The sequence below is a fragment of the Lysobacter sp. Root916 genome (assembly GCF_001429785.1).
Lineage (GTDB): Bacteria > Pseudomonadota > Gammaproteobacteria > Xanthomonadales > Xanthomonadaceae > Lysobacter.
Map to the genome: position 1 here is coordinate 41,236 of NZ_LMJF01000011.1, position 15,164 is coordinate 56,399.

Annotated in this window: 11 protein-coding genes; 7 read left to right on the plus strand and 4 right to left on the minus strand. The window is 68.2% G+C overall.

All coding sequences use genetic code 11. The features are described from left to right. Positions 1 to 1,110: 1,110 nt before the first annotated feature. The 3 genes from ASE35_RS21120 to rpoH all read left to right on the plus strand — a co-directional run bounded on the left by ASE35_RS21120 (position 1,111) and on the right by rpoH (position 3,346). On the plus strand, positions 1,111 to 1,563 hold the full coding sequence (locus ASE35_RS21120; protein WP_157489352.1) for a hypothetical protein: 453 nt from the start codon (positions 1,111 to 1,113) through the stop codon (positions 1,561 to 1,563). 387 nt (positions 1,564 to 1,950) lie between these two features. Continuing rightward, complete coding sequence (locus tag ASE35_RS07890) at positions 1,951 to 2,136, plus strand: hypothetical protein (RefSeq protein WP_057163491.1); 186 nt, start codon at positions 1,951 to 1,953, stop codon at positions 2,134 to 2,136. Between the two features lie 331 nt (positions 2,137 to 2,467). Continuing rightward, on the plus strand, positions 2,468 to 3,346 hold the full coding sequence (gene rpoH, locus ASE35_RS07895; RefSeq protein WP_056177941.1) for an RNA polymerase sigma factor RpoH: 879 nt from the start codon (positions 2,468 to 2,470) through the stop codon (positions 3,344 to 3,346). 64 nt (positions 3,347 to 3,410) lie between these two features. Here the strand turns inward: rpoH and ASE35_RS07900 are convergent, their stop codons facing one another. From ASE35_RS07900 to tal, 3 genes are all read right to left on the minus strand, one after another. Beyond that, a complete protein-coding gene (locus ASE35_RS07900; RefSeq protein ID WP_057163492.1) occupies positions 3,411 to 4,901 on the minus strand; it encodes a hypothetical protein in 1,491 nt (496 codons plus the stop codon). Positions 4,902 to 5,016: 115 nt separating this feature from the next. Then, positions 5,017 to 6,291, minus strand: a complete 1,275-nt coding sequence (locus ASE35_RS07905; protein ID WP_057163493.1) for an NAD(P)/FAD-dependent oxidoreductase — start codon at positions 6,289 to 6,291, stop codon at positions 5,017 to 5,019. Between the two features lie 10 nt (positions 6,292 to 6,301). Next, positions 6,302 to 7,255: a transaldolase gene (gene tal, locus ASE35_RS07910; RefSeq protein ID WP_056177946.1), complete on the minus strand. Its 954-nt coding sequence runs from the start codon at positions 7,253 to 7,255 to the stop codon at positions 6,302 to 6,304. Between the two features lie 151 nt (positions 7,256 to 7,406). Here tal and ASE35_RS07915 point away from each other — a divergent pair, with 151 nt between their 5' ends. The 4 genes from ASE35_RS07915 to ASE35_RS07930 all read left to right on the plus strand — a co-directional run bounded on the left by ASE35_RS07915 (position 7,407) and on the right by ASE35_RS07930 (position 12,681). After that, complete coding sequence (locus tag ASE35_RS07915) at positions 7,407 to 8,237, plus strand: NYN domain-containing protein (RefSeq protein WP_057163494.1); 831 nt, start codon at positions 7,407 to 7,409, stop codon at positions 8,235 to 8,237. Between the two features lie 68 nt (positions 8,238 to 8,305). Next, positions 8,306 to 10,021, plus strand: coding sequence for a VanW family protein (locus ASE35_RS07920; RefSeq protein ID WP_057163495.1), 1,716 nt, complete (start codon positions 8,306 to 8,308; stop codon positions 10,019 to 10,021). Positions 10,022 to 10,138: 117 nt separating this feature from the next. Next, positions 10,139 to 10,822, plus strand: coding sequence for a response regulator transcription factor (locus ASE35_RS07925; RefSeq protein WP_057163496.1), 684 nt, complete (start codon positions 10,139 to 10,141; stop codon positions 10,820 to 10,822). Positions 10,823 to 10,881: 59 nt separating this feature from the next. After that, entirely contained in the window at positions 10,882 to 12,681 is a 1,800-nt protein-coding gene (locus tag ASE35_RS07930; protein ID WP_057163497.1) for a 7TM diverse intracellular signaling domain-containing protein, read from the plus strand. 19 nt (positions 12,682 to 12,700) lie between these two features. Here ASE35_RS07930 and ASE35_RS07935 read toward each other — a convergent pair whose 3' ends face one another. Continuing rightward, complete coding sequence (locus tag ASE35_RS07935; protein ID WP_057163498.1) at positions 12,701 to 14,932, minus strand: primosomal protein N'; 2,232 nt, start codon at positions 14,930 to 14,932, stop codon at positions 12,701 to 12,703. Positions 14,933 to 15,164 lie beyond the last annotated feature (232 nt).

Sequence of the window (15,164 nt, forward strand, 5' to 3'; positions counted from 1 at the left end):
GTTAGAAAATAGAATGCTTCGATTAGTTATAACTGCACTTCTCTGCTCTTTGTTCGTGCCGGCTTGTGCCGTGATGGCGGAAGACGATGGGATTGTGATTGCAAAAAAAAGAGAGGTCAGGAAGCCTCAGCGTGTCGTTGATAGCAGCGAAATTTGCCCAGGGGAGAATATTCGTTATCGGTTGGTGGTGAGTAAAATTGCGCCGAATGATCCTTACTTTCGATTCGATAATCTAAGTGGTGCTCCGATATTTGTAAATTTGATACAAGACGGGGAAACGTATCGGACGGACTATCCGGGCGTTGAAGTGCTTTTTAAGTCTGCGAAAGACAGCTCCTGGAGCGCTCCCGTAATGAATCCGGGTTCGTTTATTGGCGCCGGAGTTAGGCGTATTTCGGTAAGCCCTGGAGCGCATATCGTTTTTAGAGCTCCGGTTGCGGTATACGTCCCCCGCAACGCGGAGTTAGTCAAGCTGCAGCTACGGTTCGATACGTTACCTCACGGCACGACTTCCAACGCTTGCATTTCGTCGACACCGTTTACTCTCAAGACCCGTAGGGCGGATTAGCGAACCGTATCCATCTATGGAAACGACGGCGAGTTGATCGAAGCCTCGCCAATGGCGGGGCTTTGTGTTTCTGCGTCACGGAATATTGGCCGGCAACAGCGTCAAAGCGGAGGGTGCTTTATAGGGGGGCGTAACACTTCCGGGTCAACGTTATGACGCGGCGAGCGGGCTGAACCACAACTACTTTCGCGATTACGACCCCAGCTCTGGGCGCTATGTGAGAGTGATCCGCAGAAGCAGGGGTCAGAGTGGGCTTTCTAGAAAGTCCACTCTGACCCCTGTTTACTTGAGTTCGACCGGAAGAAGGAAGCAAGAAGGCGTATGGTGCGAGGCTGGCAAAGGAAACGGGGCAGTGGGTAGGGGCGCCAAACAATTGGGGGTGGCTCATCCCAGAAAATGAACTCGGCATTGCCTGGTACTTGATAGCTCCGAGCATTCACCATCTCGACTATCACACGGATGAAGGAGCAGTGATGGCCGACGGAGTGTCATCGACTGAGGTTGGCGATTGGGTACATTTCTCGCCGAACTAGGAGGCGCGTATGAAAGGAATGGTCGTGGCTTTGTTTTTGTTCGGTGCGACTATGGCGAGTGCGCAGGATCGTGTGACCCTGGCAAACCAAAGTCATAGCCTCTCTGAGAGTGAGTTGGCCATTCTTTCGGATCAGGCGAATGCTGGTTCAAAGGAGGCCGCTATAAGGCTCTCAGATAGATACTTCTATGATCTGACGAAAGGTCAACAACGAAAGATGCGGGTAAAGGCGCTCGAATGGGCGCTGATCGGTGCTGAGAACGGCTCCGCAGAGTCTCAGTTCCAGGCGTACTCGCTATTGAGTACGAGTGATGAAAGATCAAAGCAGATCAGGGCACTGTTCTGGTTGAAGCAATCTGCCGCTAATGGCTATGTTGATGCGCAAGTCCAACTTAAGAGCTGTCCGAGCATTGAAGCTAGGCGTCTCTCCGGAACTCCATGTTTTGGCTCGCAATCGGAGTGATGTAGCAAACTTGTAAGAGCTTCCTGGCTCGCTCTGGGTCTCGTTGGGCATCTCTCAGCCATAAGCGATGACTTAAGTGGAAGTGATCGCGGGCGCAAGGCAGTTGATCGGTGAGTCCCGAAACAGGGTCAGAGTGGACCATGTAGAAGGCTGCCTGGCCCGCATGTCGCTCAACCGCGTCTCGCGCTCGGTTCAGTAGAAGCTGGCTTCGCGCCGCACCTGGGCCTGCCCCGCGCGGCGACACGCAGGAACCGCTGCAGCTCACAGAGAACCTAGGCAGTGATGCATACGGAGTAACGACCCGGCATGCGCCGCGGCCCTTATTGCAACCAGAAGCAGGGGTCAGAGTGGGCTTTCTAGAAAGTCCACTCGGACCCCTGTTTACTCTTGGCCCTGTGGTCGGCGCTGCTGCCGCTGGTTCTGAGCCTGCTCAGCCTGGTGCGGCTGTGGTCGGCCTGGCGCGCGCCGGACTTCGGCTTCTGGCGCAAGCTCCGCCACAGCCTGGCCCTGCTGGTGTTCCTGGCCGCGGCCTGGGGTCTGTGGTTCTGGAACGTGCTGCCCTGGAAGCTGTAAGCGGGCGGCGGGCCGGTCCCACGGGGCCGGCCCCCTGCCGAAGGTCAGGGCTTGGGGCCGCCTAGTGCGGCCCCACGTCGTTTACAGGGGCGCGATGACCGTGCGGTTGCGGCCGGGCCGCTCTGCGGCCGGGCCGCTCGGTTCAGTCCTTGGACACCCGGAATGTGTTTTCATAAGTAATTGATTTTAAATGTTAATTTCTTGTCTTTCCAGGAAAGGGGGCGGCTTGGTGCCGGGCCCGGCCCGGATCGGCGTTCGTTCTATCCACGCAACACTGCGGAACTTCCGGGGTCTTTAGCAGTCATAGACCCCGACTGCTAAGATGGCTGCCATGACCCAGATCCCCCTCTCGAACGCCCTAGTCGCCAACAACCTGCCTGTGCCCAGCGCGCTCGGTTCGCTGGACGCGTATATCGGCGCGGTGCACCGCATCCCGGTGCTGACCGCCGAGGACGAGCAGGACTTGGCGCGTCGCTTCCGCGACGAAGAAGACCTCGACGCCGCCCGCGAGCTGGTGCATTCGCACCTGCGCTTCGTGGTGCACGTCGCCCGTGGCTATAACGGTTACGGCCTGCAGATCGGCGACCTGATCCAGGAAGGCAACATCGGCCTGATGAAGGCGGTGAAGCGCTTCGACCCGGAACAGGGCGTGCGCCTGGTCTCGTTCGCGGTCCATTGGATCCGCGCCGAGATGCACGAGTTCATCCTCAAGAACTGGCGCATCGTCAAGGTCGCCACGACCAAGGCGCAGCGCAAGCTGTTCTTCAACCTGCGCAAGAGCAAGAAGCGCCTGGGTTGGATGAACGCCGAGGAAGTCAGCCAGGTCGCCAAGGACCTCAACGTCTCCGAGCGCGAAGTGCTGGAGATGGAGTCGCGCCTGTCCGGCCGCGACGTCGGTTTCGATGCGCCGGCCGACGAGGACGACGACCACGCGCCGCCGTCGCCGGCCGCGTACCTGCGCGCGCACGACGAGGACCCGTCGCAGAGCTACGAGCGCGAGGACGAGGAAGACAACCAGCTCGCTCTGCTGCGCGAAGGCCTGTCGGGCCTGGACGAGCGTTCGCGCGACATCGTCAAGCGCCGCTGGCTGGACGCCGACAGCAAGATCACGCTGCAGGAACTGGCCGACGAATATGGCGTCAGCGCCGAGCGCATCCGCCAGATCGAAGCCAACGCGCTGAAGAAGATGCGGGCGCTGTTCGCGGCCTGATCCGCGGTAGCCAACGCAACCAAAACGGCCCGGGAAACCGGGCCGTTTCGTTTTGGGCGCCGCCTCAGGGCGTCGCGTTCAAGGCCTGTCCCAGGCGGCGGTACATCGACAGCAACTGCGTGGACGAGCGGACGCCGGCCTGGCCCTGACTGAGGTTGAGGTCGCGGGTTTCGGCCTGCAGCAGACGGCTCAGATCCGCGACCGGCAGTTCCCCATCCGGATGCCGGTAGACCGCATCGATCAGGATGAAGCGCGGCACCTGCGGAAAGTCGCGCATCGCCTGTTGCAGCATGGCCCGGAACGCGGCGTCCGGCGTTTGCCCCGGGGCGGGGTGGGCATGTTCGATGCGGCTGCGCGCGAAGGTCTCGTCGCGGTAGCGTTTCCAGCCCAGTTCGTCCGTCTGCGCCAGGCCGGCTTCGTCGCCGACGCTCTGCTGCAGGAAGGCCAGCACGCGCAGGGCCTCGAAATCGCCGGTGCTGCTGTAGGCGCGTTCGCGCAGGGTCGCGGCGTGGCGGGCGTGGAACGCCGAGAAGTCGAGTTCGTCCTCCGCGTCCGCGGCCAGACGCCCGAGCACGATCCGGCCCAGCGCGGAACTCGCCGGATAGGAGTGCGCGCCGACCAGGAGCTGGCAGCGATCGAGGTCGGCGACGCCGAGTTTGCGCTCGCTGTCGATCAACAGCGGCCACAGGCAGTCCCATTCGGCGCGTTCGCGCTTCTGCGCGGACCACAGGCGCGCCATCAGGTCGTGCAGCGCGTCGCGCGCGGCCGCGTTCTGTCCGTAGTTCCACCAGTCGCTGCGCCAGTCGAAGGCGCGCGCCAGCGCGCGGTCCAGGGCGACGCGGTCGCCGGCTTCGGCTTTGCGGTAGTCCTCGTCGTGCAGCGTCAGGTAGTCGGTGCCGCCGAACACGGCGTAGGACATTTTCTCGGCGCCGACATGCGTCTCGCGCACTTTGGAGGTCTGCACCAGGTCGTAGGCGCCGCGCTCGTCGCCGGTGGCGAGTTGGCAGTAGGCGTACAGGAAGGTCGCCTGCGGCGGCAACGCGCCAACGGTCTTCAGTCGCTTCCATAGCGGCAGAGCGCGCGGGCAGTCGTCGTTGCGGGTGTAGTGCAAGGCCAGCTCATAGACGATCAGCGGCTGGTCCGGCAGCAGTTCGTCGGCGCTGCGATGCAGTCGCTCCGAAGTCGCCGGCGCCAGCGCCCATAGCCGGTTGGCGACCACGAAGCGGCGTGCGGCGCCGCCTTTTTCGGCATAGGCGACTTCGCTGGCGATGGCTTCGGCCAGACGGCCGGTGTAGCCCATGTTGCCTTGCTGCTTGTCGCGGGCGTCGGCGGCGTCGCTTTCGACGCGGACCTGCTGCAGGAACTCCTCGACCGCGTCGGCGCTGGCGGGCGCTGCCTGGGCTTTGGCCGTGTCCGCGAACTGCGCGCGCGCCGCGGCAGCGGGCGCGCTGGGCGCGTCGCCGCAGGAGCAGGCGGCCAGCGCCAGCAGCAGCGGGGCGAGCGCGCTACCGCGCGGCCGGTCCGCGATGGCATTGGGGTGCGGTGCGTCGCTCATAGCGTCCCTGCGATGAGAGGAGGCGGGCCTCGGTCCGGGCGATGCTAACGCATCGTCGGCACGCGCGGCCGGCGGCCGCGCGCGTCTGGACCGATCCTCGAATCCGAGTGCGCGGCTAGTCGTCGCGATCGCCGAGGATGATGCGGGCGTGGCGCTGATAGCTCCAATACGCCCAGGCCCAGTTGATCAGCACGATCACGCGGTTGCGGAAGCCGATCAGGAAGAACACGTGCGCGGCCAGCCAGAACCACCAGGCCAGCAGGCCCGAGAGTTTGAAGCCGTGCACGTCGACCACCGCCGCCATGCGCCCGATCGTGGCCAGGTTGCCGTAGTCCTTGTAGCGGAATGGTGCGGTCGGCCGGCCTGCGAGGCGGTCGAGGATCGCGCGCGCGACGTATGCGCCCATCTGCTTGGCCGCGGGCGCGACGCCGGGCACCGGCTTGCCGTCCTGCTGCACGCTGGCCAGGTCGCCGGCGACGAAGATCTCCGGATGGCCGGGCACGCTGAGGTCGGGCTGCACCTGGACCCGGCCGGCGCGGTCGCGCGGCGCGTCCAGCAGCGCGCCCAGCTTGGACGCGGCCACGCCGGCGGCCCAGATCACCGTGCGCGCGGGCACGACGGTGTCGCCCAGGGTGTAGCCGTGCTCGTCGATCGCGTTGACCGGCGTGCCGGTGACGACTTCGACGCCGAGTTTCTGCAGCTGCTTGCGCGCCTTCTCCGACAGTTCCTCGGGGAAGCTGGACAGCACGCGCGGGCCGGCTTCGATCAGACGCACCTTGGCCTGGGCCGGGTCGATGCGGCGGAACTCGCGGCGCAGGGTCTTGCGCGCGATCTCGGCCAGGGTGCCGGCCAGTTCGACGCCGGTGGGGCCGCCGCCTACCACGGCGAAACTCAGCCAGGCCGCGCGTTCGGCTTCGTCCTGCGCGGCCTCGGCGCGTTCGAACGCGAGCAGCAGGCGGCGCCGGATGTGCAGGGCGTCGTCCAGGGTCTTCAGGCCGGGCGCGTCCTGCGCCCAGTCGTCGTGGCCGAAATAAGCATGGGAGGCTCCGCTGGCGAGCAGCAGCATGTCGTAGCCGATGCGGTCGCCGTCGGCGAGTTCGACCTCGCGCGCGGCCGCATCCAGGCCGACGACCTCGCCCAGCCGCACCTCGACGTTGCGTTGGCCGCGCAGGATGTGGCGCAGCGGCGCGGCGATGTCGGGCGAGGACAGGCCGGCGGTGGCCACCTGGTACAGCAGCGGCTGGAACAGGTGGTGGTTGCGGCGGTCGATCAGGGTGATGCGCACGTCGGCCGAGGCCAATGCGCGCGTGGTCCACAGGCCGCCGAAGCCGCCGCCCACGATCACGATATGGGCGACGCGCTTGCCGCCTCCCGGAGGTTCATGGCTCATGCGCGCGTCCTCAGTCTTCCAGACGCTGCCGCAGCAGGTCTTCCAGGGTGTGCTGGTCGGCGGCGAAGCGACGGATGCCGTCGGCGAGCTTGTCGGTGGCCATCGCGTCCTGGTTGTGCAGCCAGCGGAACTCGGCCTCGCTCATCGGGCGCGGGCCTTCGTAGCGTTCGCCGTCGTCGATGAGGGCGCGCGGCACCTCGCCGTCGCGCTTTTCGAGTTCGCCCAGCAGGTCCGGCGAGATCGTCAGGCGGTCGCAGCCGGCCAGCGCCAACACCTGGCCGACGTTGCGGAAGCTCGCGCCCATGACCACGGTCTTGTAGCCCAAGGCCTTGTAGTAGCGCCAGATCTGGGTCACCGACTGCACGCCGGGATCGTCCTGCGGCGTGGCCGGCGGGCTCATGCCGTTGGCCAGATGCCAGTCGAGGATGCGGCCGACGAAGGGCGAAATCAGATAGACGCCGGCCTCGGCGCAGGCGATGGCCTGGGCGAAGGAGAACAGCAGGGTGAGGTTGCAGTGGATGCCTTCGCGTTCGAGCTGCTCGGCGGCGCGGATGCCTTCCCAGGTCGAGGCGATCTTGATCAGCAGGCGGTCGCGGTGGATGCCGGCCTCGGCGTACAGCTGGACCAGCCGGCGCGCCTTGGCCAGGGTGGCCTCGGTGTCGAAGCTCAGGCGCGCGTCGACTTCGGTGGAGACGCGGCCGGGAATCAGTTTGAGGATCTCGCCGCCGATGGCCACGGCCAGGCGGTCGCTGGCGTCGGCGATGCGGTCGTCGCTGAATTCGTAGCGGCTGCGGGCGAGCGCGGCGTCGATCAGCGGCGCGTACGCCGGCAGCGAGGCCGCCTTCAGCAGCAGGGAGGGGTTGGTGGTGGCGTCGAGCGGGCGGAAGCGCGCGATCGCCTCGATGTCGCCGGTGTCGGCGACCACCGAGGACAGCGTCCGCAGGTGTTCGAGTTGGCTGGTCATGGGTGGGTTTCTTTGGTCGTCGGATTCGCCGCCATTCTCGCCTATCGCGGCGGGGCGGTGATGAAGCCGGCCTATCTTCTGACACGCGCCGCAGGTGCGGTTGCGCTAGGCTGGCGGCAAGGGGCCGGCCGCGGCCTCGGAGACCGATAGCATGGCCGTCGCCACGGAAGAAAAGCGTATCGCGCTACTGATCGACGCGGACAACGCGCCGGCCGCCAAGATCGATGTGATCCTGGCGGAGGTGGCGCGCTACGGCGCCGCCAACGTGCGCCGCGCTTATGGCAACTGGAAGAGTTCCAATCTACAGAGTTGGGAAGCGGTATTGCATGAGTACGCGATCCGGCCGATCCAGCAGTTCGCCTACAGCAAGGGCAAGAACGCCTCGGACATGGCGATGGTGATCGATGCCATGGACCTGCTGTACGCGCGCAATCTGGACGGCTTCGCGATCGTGTCCAGCGATGCCGATTTCACGCCGCTGGTGATGCGTTTGCTCACCGACGGCGTCAAGGTCTACGGCTTCGGTGAGAAGAAAACGCCCGAGCCTTTCGTCAACGCCTGCTCCAAGTTCACCTATGTCGAAGCGCTGGGCCAACCGGCGGGCGCCGACGTGCCGGCGGCCGAGCTTGCGACCACGCCGCTACGCAGCGCCAAGGAGCTGCGAGGCGACACCAAGCTGCTGCAGATGCTGCGCAGCGCCGTCGATGCGGTCAACGGCGACGACGGCTGGTCGCCGCTGGCGGCGGTCGGACAACAGATCGGCAACCAGGCCTCGTTCGATTCGCGCAACTACGGCTATCGCAAGCTCAGCGACTTGATCGAGGCCATCGGCTTGTTCGAGGTGCGCCGCGACAACAAAATCGTATGGGTCCGCGAGAAGCCCAAGGGCGGCGCGAAGCCGGCCGTCGCCAAGTCGGGCGCAGGAAAACCGAGCGTCGCCAAGGCGGGCGCGAAGTCCGGCACAGGCAAGGCCGGCGGCTAGCGATCGCTTGCGCTACGGATGCGGCGGTCGTACGGCGATCGCTTGGGTTTCGACAGGGGACCGAAATCATGAATGTCGCGGCGATCGAGACGGCCGGCACCGCCTTGCCGACACGGTGGCAGGCGGTGGTGTTCGAGTGCAAGGCCTGGGGCCTGCGCGGGCTGCGCTGGTGGCGCGACGCGTTGGATCGGCAGCGCCCGCGCCGGCACGCGCGCGCCGACGCATTGCGCGCCGCGCCGGTGCTGGCCGAATTCGAAAGCCCGCTGTGGCCGCTGGACGAGGCCGATCCGCTGCTGGTCGCCGGCAAATTGCAGAACCTGCGCCTGGCGCTGAAGCGGTTGCACGGCGTGGAAGTGGCGGCCGGCGCCACCTTCGGTTTCTGGAAGCAGGTCGGCCGCGCCACCCGCCGCCGCGGCTATGCGGTCGGCCGCGAACTGCGCGAGGGCTGCGTGATTCCCGCGGTGGGCGGCGGCCTGTGCCAGCTCAGCAATGCGCTCTACGACGGCGCGGTGCGCGCCGGGCTGGAGATCGTCGAGCGTCATCGTCATTCGCGCGTGCTGCCCGGCTCGCTGGCCGAGCAGGATCGCGACGCCACCGTGTTCTGGAACTACCTGGACCTGCGCCTGCGCGCGCCGTTCGCCTGGCGGCTGGAGGTGAGCATGGACGCGCAGCGCTTGCGGCTGCGCATTCGCGGCCATCGCAACGCGAGCGAGCACGGCTGGCCGCTGGCGGTATCGCCGCGGCGTCCGCCCGAAGCCAGCAACGACTGCGGCAGTTGCGAACAGCACGAATGCCATCGGCACACCGGCCCCAGCGCGGACGGACTGCGTCGGCTGTGGTGGATGGAGGACGCCTGGCCCGAGTTCCGCGCCGCGCTGAAGGAGCAGCGTGGCGACGGCGACCGCGTGTTCGGTCCGGGCGGCCGTCGCTTTCCGGCTCAGGCGCTGCCGCGGCGCGTGCTGCAATCGCTGGCCTGGCGCTATGGCCGCTGGCGCGGCCAGGCCCTGCCGCAGGTGCGCCTGGCGCAGTTGCGCGCGCATGCGCGCGATCTGGCGCGGCAGTTGCGGCCCAACGATCTGGACCTGGTGCTGCCGCAGAGCCTGCTGCCCTTCCTGTGGCGCGAAGGCGAACTGGCCGGCCGCCGCTACGCGGTGATGATGAGCGCGCTGCCGATGCGCACCCTGCAGGCCGAACTCGATCGCGCCTCGCAGCGGCATCCGCAGGTGCTGTCGCTGCGCGATTTCCGCGCCGATCCGGCGCTGATCGAGGCCGAGTGGAACGGCTTGCTGGCGGCGGAGGCCTGGTGGAGCCCGCATGCGCAGATTCTCGATCTGGCCGGCGCGCGCGCGCAGCCGCTGGCCTGGGCCCTGCCCGAGCCTTTGCCCGTCGATGCGCGCTTGCCCCGCGGCGGCCGCGCGCGCGTGTTCTTCCCGGCGTCGCCGTTGGCGCGCAAGGGCATCCTTGAATTGTTGGCCGCGTTGGGCGATCAGGAGGTCGAGATCCTGCTCCCGCCCGGCGATAGCGAGCGCGGTCTGGACCCGGGACGCGCGAGCCTGCGTCGTGTCGCCTCGTACCGACAGGGGTTGCTCGAAGCCGATGCGGTCGCGTTGCCCGCCTGGGTCGAACATCAACCGCGCGCCTTGTTGAGCGCGCTGGCCAGCGGCGTGCCGGTGATCGCGACCGCGGCCTGCGGCCTGGACCCGCGCATGGGCGGCTGGCGCCAGGTCGACGCCGGCGACGTCGCGGCGCTGCGTGCGGCGGTGCTCGACGCCTTGCCGCACTGAAGCGCGGCCCGTGCCGCGCGCATGCGCCGCGGTACGGCGGCGCGGCCCGATCCTCCGCGCGCGCGCGCGGGCGCTACACTGACACGGTCGTTACGCCCGCTCGCGCGAGACCAGAGCATGGAACCGCAGCCCATCGATCTGAGTACGGTGCTGATCGTCGAGGACGAGGCGGGTGCATGCGCGCGCATGCTCGCCTTGATGCGCGCGCTGGCCGGGCCGCAGGCATGCATCGACACCGCCTCCGACCTGACGCAGGCACGGGCTCACTTGCAGCAGGGGCGCTATGACCTGGCCTTGGTGGACGTGCATCTGCCCGACGGCAGCGGCATCGATCTGATCGCGTGGATGGGCGCGCATCGGCCGCAGACCGCGGCGGTGATCGTGTCGGCCTATGCCGAGGAAGAGACCATCCTGGCTGCGGTGCAGGCCGGTGCGATCGGCTACCTGCTCAAGGACCGCGACGACGACGAACTGCGGCTGTCCTTGCGGAGTCTGCAAAGCGGCGGCGCGCCGATCGATCCCCTGATCGCGCGCAGGATCCTGGCTCTGATGCAGCAGACGCCTGCACGCGCGCTCCCGCAGGCGCCGCAGGAGCAGGAGTCCGCGGCGCAGTTGTCGGAGCGCGAGCGCGAAATACTGCGCCTGGTCGCGCAGGGCTTCAGCAACCGCGAGATCGCCGAACTCGTGGCCTTGTCCAAGCTCACCATCGAATGCCACACCAAGAACATCTATCGAAAACTCGCGGTGGGTTCGCGCACGGCGGCGGTGTTCGAGGCGCGCGCGCTGGGATTGCTCAACTGAAGCCGTGGCGCGCCGGCACGGACAGCGCGCGCGCGTGCGCGGGCTGGCTGCTGATCGTATTGGCCCTGGCGCTGGCGCCGCTGTCGACGCGCGCGGCCGACGAGGCCGGCGTGCGGTTGCTTGATCGCGGCGAGGCGGTGCGTTCGGATTGGAACGCCGCCGCGCCGCCGGCCTCGGGCTGGACGCCGGTGCGATTGCTGGACTTGTGGCAGCAGCGCTGGCCTGGCCACGACGGCGTGGTCTGGTACCGCCTGCATTGGCAACAGGACGATCCGCGGCGGCCGACCGCGCTGCTGGCCGACTACATGAGCCTGAGCGGCGCGATCTACGTCAACGGCGAAGCGGTGGCGCGCGATCCGCACCTGGTCGAACCGCTGTCGCGTACCTGGAACACGCCTCACTACGTGCTGCTGCCGCCTTCGCTGCTGCGCGCCGGCGACAACGTCGTGTGGCTGCGCGTGTCCGGCCTGTCGGCCTACCAACCCGGCGCCGGGCCGGTGCGGGTCGGCGATCCGCAGACCCTGCAGCAGCGTTATCGCAGCGAGCGTTTCCTGCGTTACGACATCAAGCTAATCAACCTGGCCATGGCGGTGGTGCTGGGCGGGGTGTTCCTGCTGATGTGGCTGCTGCGGCGCAAGGACAGCGTGTACGGCTGGTTCGCCCTGACCGAACTGACCGGCTCGCTGTACGCCTACAACCACATCGCCACCGAGATATGGCCGCTGCCCGGCACCGATGCCTGGCAGGCCTTCAACGCCGCGTTCTACGTGGCCGCCGGCGCCTGCTACGCGCTGTTCCTGCTGCGCTACTGCGAGCGCCGCCATCCGCGCCTGGAGCGCGTGCTGGCCGCGCTGTCGGCGCTGTCGCTGTTGGTGGCCGCGCTGGCGCCGACCTGGATGGGCCACCATCGCAACCTGTGGTTCGCGCTGGGCGGCTCGTTCTACTACATCAGCATCGGCTGGTTCCTGATCCAGGCCTGGCGCAGCCGCCGCCCCGACGCCTTGGTGCTGGCGGCCTGCCTGCTGCTGCCGGTGCTGGTCTCGTTCCGCGATTTCGCGCTGTTCTTCGGCTGGGTGCAGGGCACCACCTACTGGCTCAGCCTGACATCGGTACTGACCCTGGTCGGCATCGGCTTCGTGCTGTCCTATCGCTTCGTGAGCGCGATGCGGCGCGTGGAAGGCTTCAACCTGGAGCTCAAGCGCGAGGTCGATACGGCGACGTCCGAGCTGGCGACCACGCTGTCGCGCCAGCACGCGCTGGAGCTTGCGCACAGCCGCGCCGGCGAGCGCCTGCAACTGGTGCGCGATCTGCACGACGGGTTTGGCGGCACCCTGGTCGGCGCGATCGCGCAGTTGCAGCAGGCGCCGGACGACATGCCCAAGGCGGCGGTGATCGCCACCCTCAAGGACCTGCGCGACGACCTGCGCCTGGTGATCGACAGCACCGCGCGCGAACACGCCGATCTGAGCGCGCAACTGGCGCCGCTGCGGCATCGCCTGGGCCGATTGCTGGAGACGGCCGACATCGACAGCCGCTGGCAGTTGGACGGGCTGGACGGGATCGAGCTGGGCAGCGCGCGCAGCCTGGACCTGCTGCGGCTATTGCAGGAAGCGTTGACCAACGTGTTCAAGCACAGCCGCGCGCGACGCGTGGAGGTGCAGCTGCGCCGCGTCGACGACCGCCTGCAGCTGCGCATCGACGACGACGGCGAAGGCATCGCATCCGCGCCGATGGCCGCCGACGGCGGCGCCGGCGTGGCCAGCATGCGCTTGCGCGCGCAGCGTTTGGGCGGCGAGCTGCGGATCGAGTCCGGCCCCCACGGCACCGGCCTGCGCTTGGACTTTCCGCTGCCAGCCTGAGGCCGACAGCGCGGCCGTCTCAGTACAAGTCCGCCGGGTCCACGTCCAAGGACCAGCGCACCTTGCGCGCCTCGGGCAGGGCGTGGATCGTCGGCAGCGCGCGATCCAGCGCGGCGTGCAGCGCGCGCCGCTCCGGCGCCGACAGGATCAACTGCGCGCGCTGATAGCCGGCGCGGCGCGGCATCGGCGCCGGCACCGGGCCGTTGAGTTCGAGGCTGTCGTCGCCGACCTCGCGCAGGGCCATGCGCGCGGCCTGCAGGAAGGCGTTGGCGATCTCGGTTTCCTTGGCCTCGGCGCGCAGCAAGGCCATGTGCGCGTAAGGCGGGAACCCGGCCAGCTCGCGCTGCGCCAGTTCCAGCTCGGCGAAGGCGGCATAGCCGCCGGCCAGCAGGGTGCTCAGCAGCGGGTGCTCGGGATGATGGGTCTGCAGCACAACCTCGCCGGGCTTGTGCGCGCGGCCGGCGCGGCCGGCGACCTGGATCAGCAGCTGCGCGAGCTTTTCCGGCGCGCGGAAGTCGGCGCTGAACAAGCCTTCGTCGATACCGACCACCGCGACCAGGGTCAGGTGCGGCAGGTCGTGTCCCTTGGCCAGCATCTGGGTGCCGACCAGGATGCCGCGCGCAGTGCCGAACTCGGCCAGGTGCTGCTCCAGGGCGTCGCGGCGCTGGGTGGTCCCACGATCGATGCGCAGCACCGGTACGTCCGGGAAGCGCGCGGCCAAGGCCTCCTCGATGCGCTCGGTGCCGGCGCCCTGCGATTGCAGCGCCAGCCCGCCGCAGTCCGGGCAGGCGTTGGGCGCCGGTCGCCGCGCGCCGCAGTGGTGGCATTGCAGGCGGCGTCCGGCCGCGTGCACGGTCATCGGCGTGGGCGAAGTCGGCGTGCTGCAACGGTGGCAGTGCGCGCTCCAGCCGCAGTCGTGGCAGATCAGCACCGGCGCGTAGCCGCGGCGGTTCTTGAACACCAGCACCTGGCCGTCGGCGTCGAGCGCGCGCGCGATGGTGTCGATCAATTCCGGCGATAGGCCGGCCTCGAGCGGGCGCTTGCGCACGTCGACCACGCGCACCCGCGGCGGCTTGGCGTCGCCGGCGCGTTGCAGCAGGCGCAGGTGCGCGTAGCGGCCGGCCTGGGCGTTGCGCAGCGATTCCAGCGACGGCGTCGCGCTGCCCAGCAGCACCGGCACGTTCAGCGCCTTGGCGCGCACCAGGGCGAAGTCGCGCGCGTGGTAACGGATGCCGTCGAGCTGCTTGAAGCTGCCGTCGTGCTCCTCGTCGATCACGATCAGGCCGGCCTCGGGCAGGGGCAGGAAGATCGCCGAGCGCGTGCCCACGATCACCCGCGCCTCGCCGCGCAGGCAGGCGGCCCAGGTGCGCGCGCGTTCGCCGTCGCCCAGGCCGGAATGCAGCGCATGCACCGGTACGCCCAGACGCGCGCGGAAGCGCGCCAGGGTCTGCGGGGTCAGGCCGATCTCCGGCACCAGCACCAGGGCTTGGCGGCCGCGCGCCAGGCAGTCGGCGATCGCGCGCAGGTAGACCTCGGTCTTGCCGCTGCCGGTGACGCCGTCCAGCAGCAGCGGCGCGAAGCCGTCGCGCACGGCCAGGATGGCGTCGACCGCGGCCTGCTGTTCTTCGTTGAGCGCGGGCCCGGGCTGCGGCGCGGCGGCGATGGTGTTGGCCGGCACCGCGATGCGCTCGGCCAGGCCGCGCTTGGCCAGCGCGCGCGCGGCGGCGCGCCAGTCGGGATCGTGGGCGGCGTCGACGAGCTCCAGCGCGTCCTCGTCGCAGGGGCCGGCCTCCAGCCGGTCGGCGAGGCGGCGCGGGCGGCCCGCGCGCAGGCCCGGCCGCGCGGTCGCCCCGGTCTCGGTGAGCCGCCAGGCCCAGGCGTGAGTGTCGGCCAGCGGTTCGCCGTGGCGCAGCGGCGCCGGCAGCGCGGTCGCGAACACCTCGCCCAGCGGGGCGTGGGTGTAGCGGGCCAGCCAGCGCAGCGATTCCAGCAGCTCGCCGTGGAACAGCGGCTGCGGGTCGAGCCGGCTCAGCGCGGCTTTGGGTTCCGGCGCGCTGGCGTCGGCGGCGCCGGTGTCGGCGACCACGCCGACCAGCTCGCGGCTGCCGAAGGGCACGCGCACCCGCATACCGACGTCGGCCGCCGTCGCCTCCAGGCCGTCGGCCGGGCGGTAATCGAACAGGCGCGGCAGGGGCACGGGCAGGGCGACCCGCCAGACGTGTGTAAGTGACTGAGCGGAGCCGTCGGACATGCGCTCAGTCTAGCGAGCGCGGTCGCGAATCGGCGCCGACGCAGTTGCGACCTATTGCTGCCCCCGCCGTGACAAAGCGCACGCAAGTGGCGGTGCTTAAAGAAAATTCACCCTTATCCACACGAGCTGTGGATAAATCTGTGCATGCCGTGTCGGCAGGGCTGCGCGATGACGCTGGAATAAGCTCTGCAGCCAGGTTGGTGAAAAAATCGCCAATGCGTATATCTCTTTG

Bases quoted from the DNA above. Each gene is read 5' to 3' on its own strand.
- ASE35_RS21120 (WP_157489352.1), top strand. From the start codon at position 1,111: ATGAAAGGAATGGTCGTGGCTTTGTTTTTGTTCGGTGCGACTATGGCG.
- rpoH (WP_056177941.1), top strand. From the start codon at position 2,468: ATGACCCAGATCCCCCTCTCGAACGCCCTAGTCGCCAACAACCTGCCT.
- ASE35_RS07900 (WP_057163492.1), bottom strand. From the start codon at position 4,901: ATGAGCGACGCACCGCACCCCAATGCCATCGCGGACCGGCCGCGCGGT.
- ASE35_RS07905 (WP_057163493.1), bottom strand. From the start codon at position 6,291: ATGAGCCATGAACCTCCGGGAGGCGGCAAGCGCGTCGCCCATATCGTG.
- tal (WP_056177946.1), bottom strand. From the start codon at position 7,255: ATGACCAGCCAACTCGAACACCTGCGGACGCTGTCCTCGGTGGTCGCC.
- ASE35_RS07915 (WP_057163494.1), top strand. From the start codon at position 7,407: ATGGCCGTCGCCACGGAAGAAAAGCGTATCGCGCTACTGATCGACGCG.
- ASE35_RS07920 (WP_057163495.1), top strand. From the start codon at position 8,306: ATGAATGTCGCGGCGATCGAGACGGCCGGCACCGCCTTGCCGACACGG.
- ASE35_RS07925 (WP_057163496.1), top strand. From the start codon at position 10,139: ATGGAACCGCAGCCCATCGATCTGAGTACGGTGCTGATCGTCGAGGAC.
- ASE35_RS07935 (WP_057163498.1), bottom strand. From the start codon at position 14,932: ATGTCCGACGGCTCCGCTCAGTCACTTACACACGTCTGGCGGGTCGCC.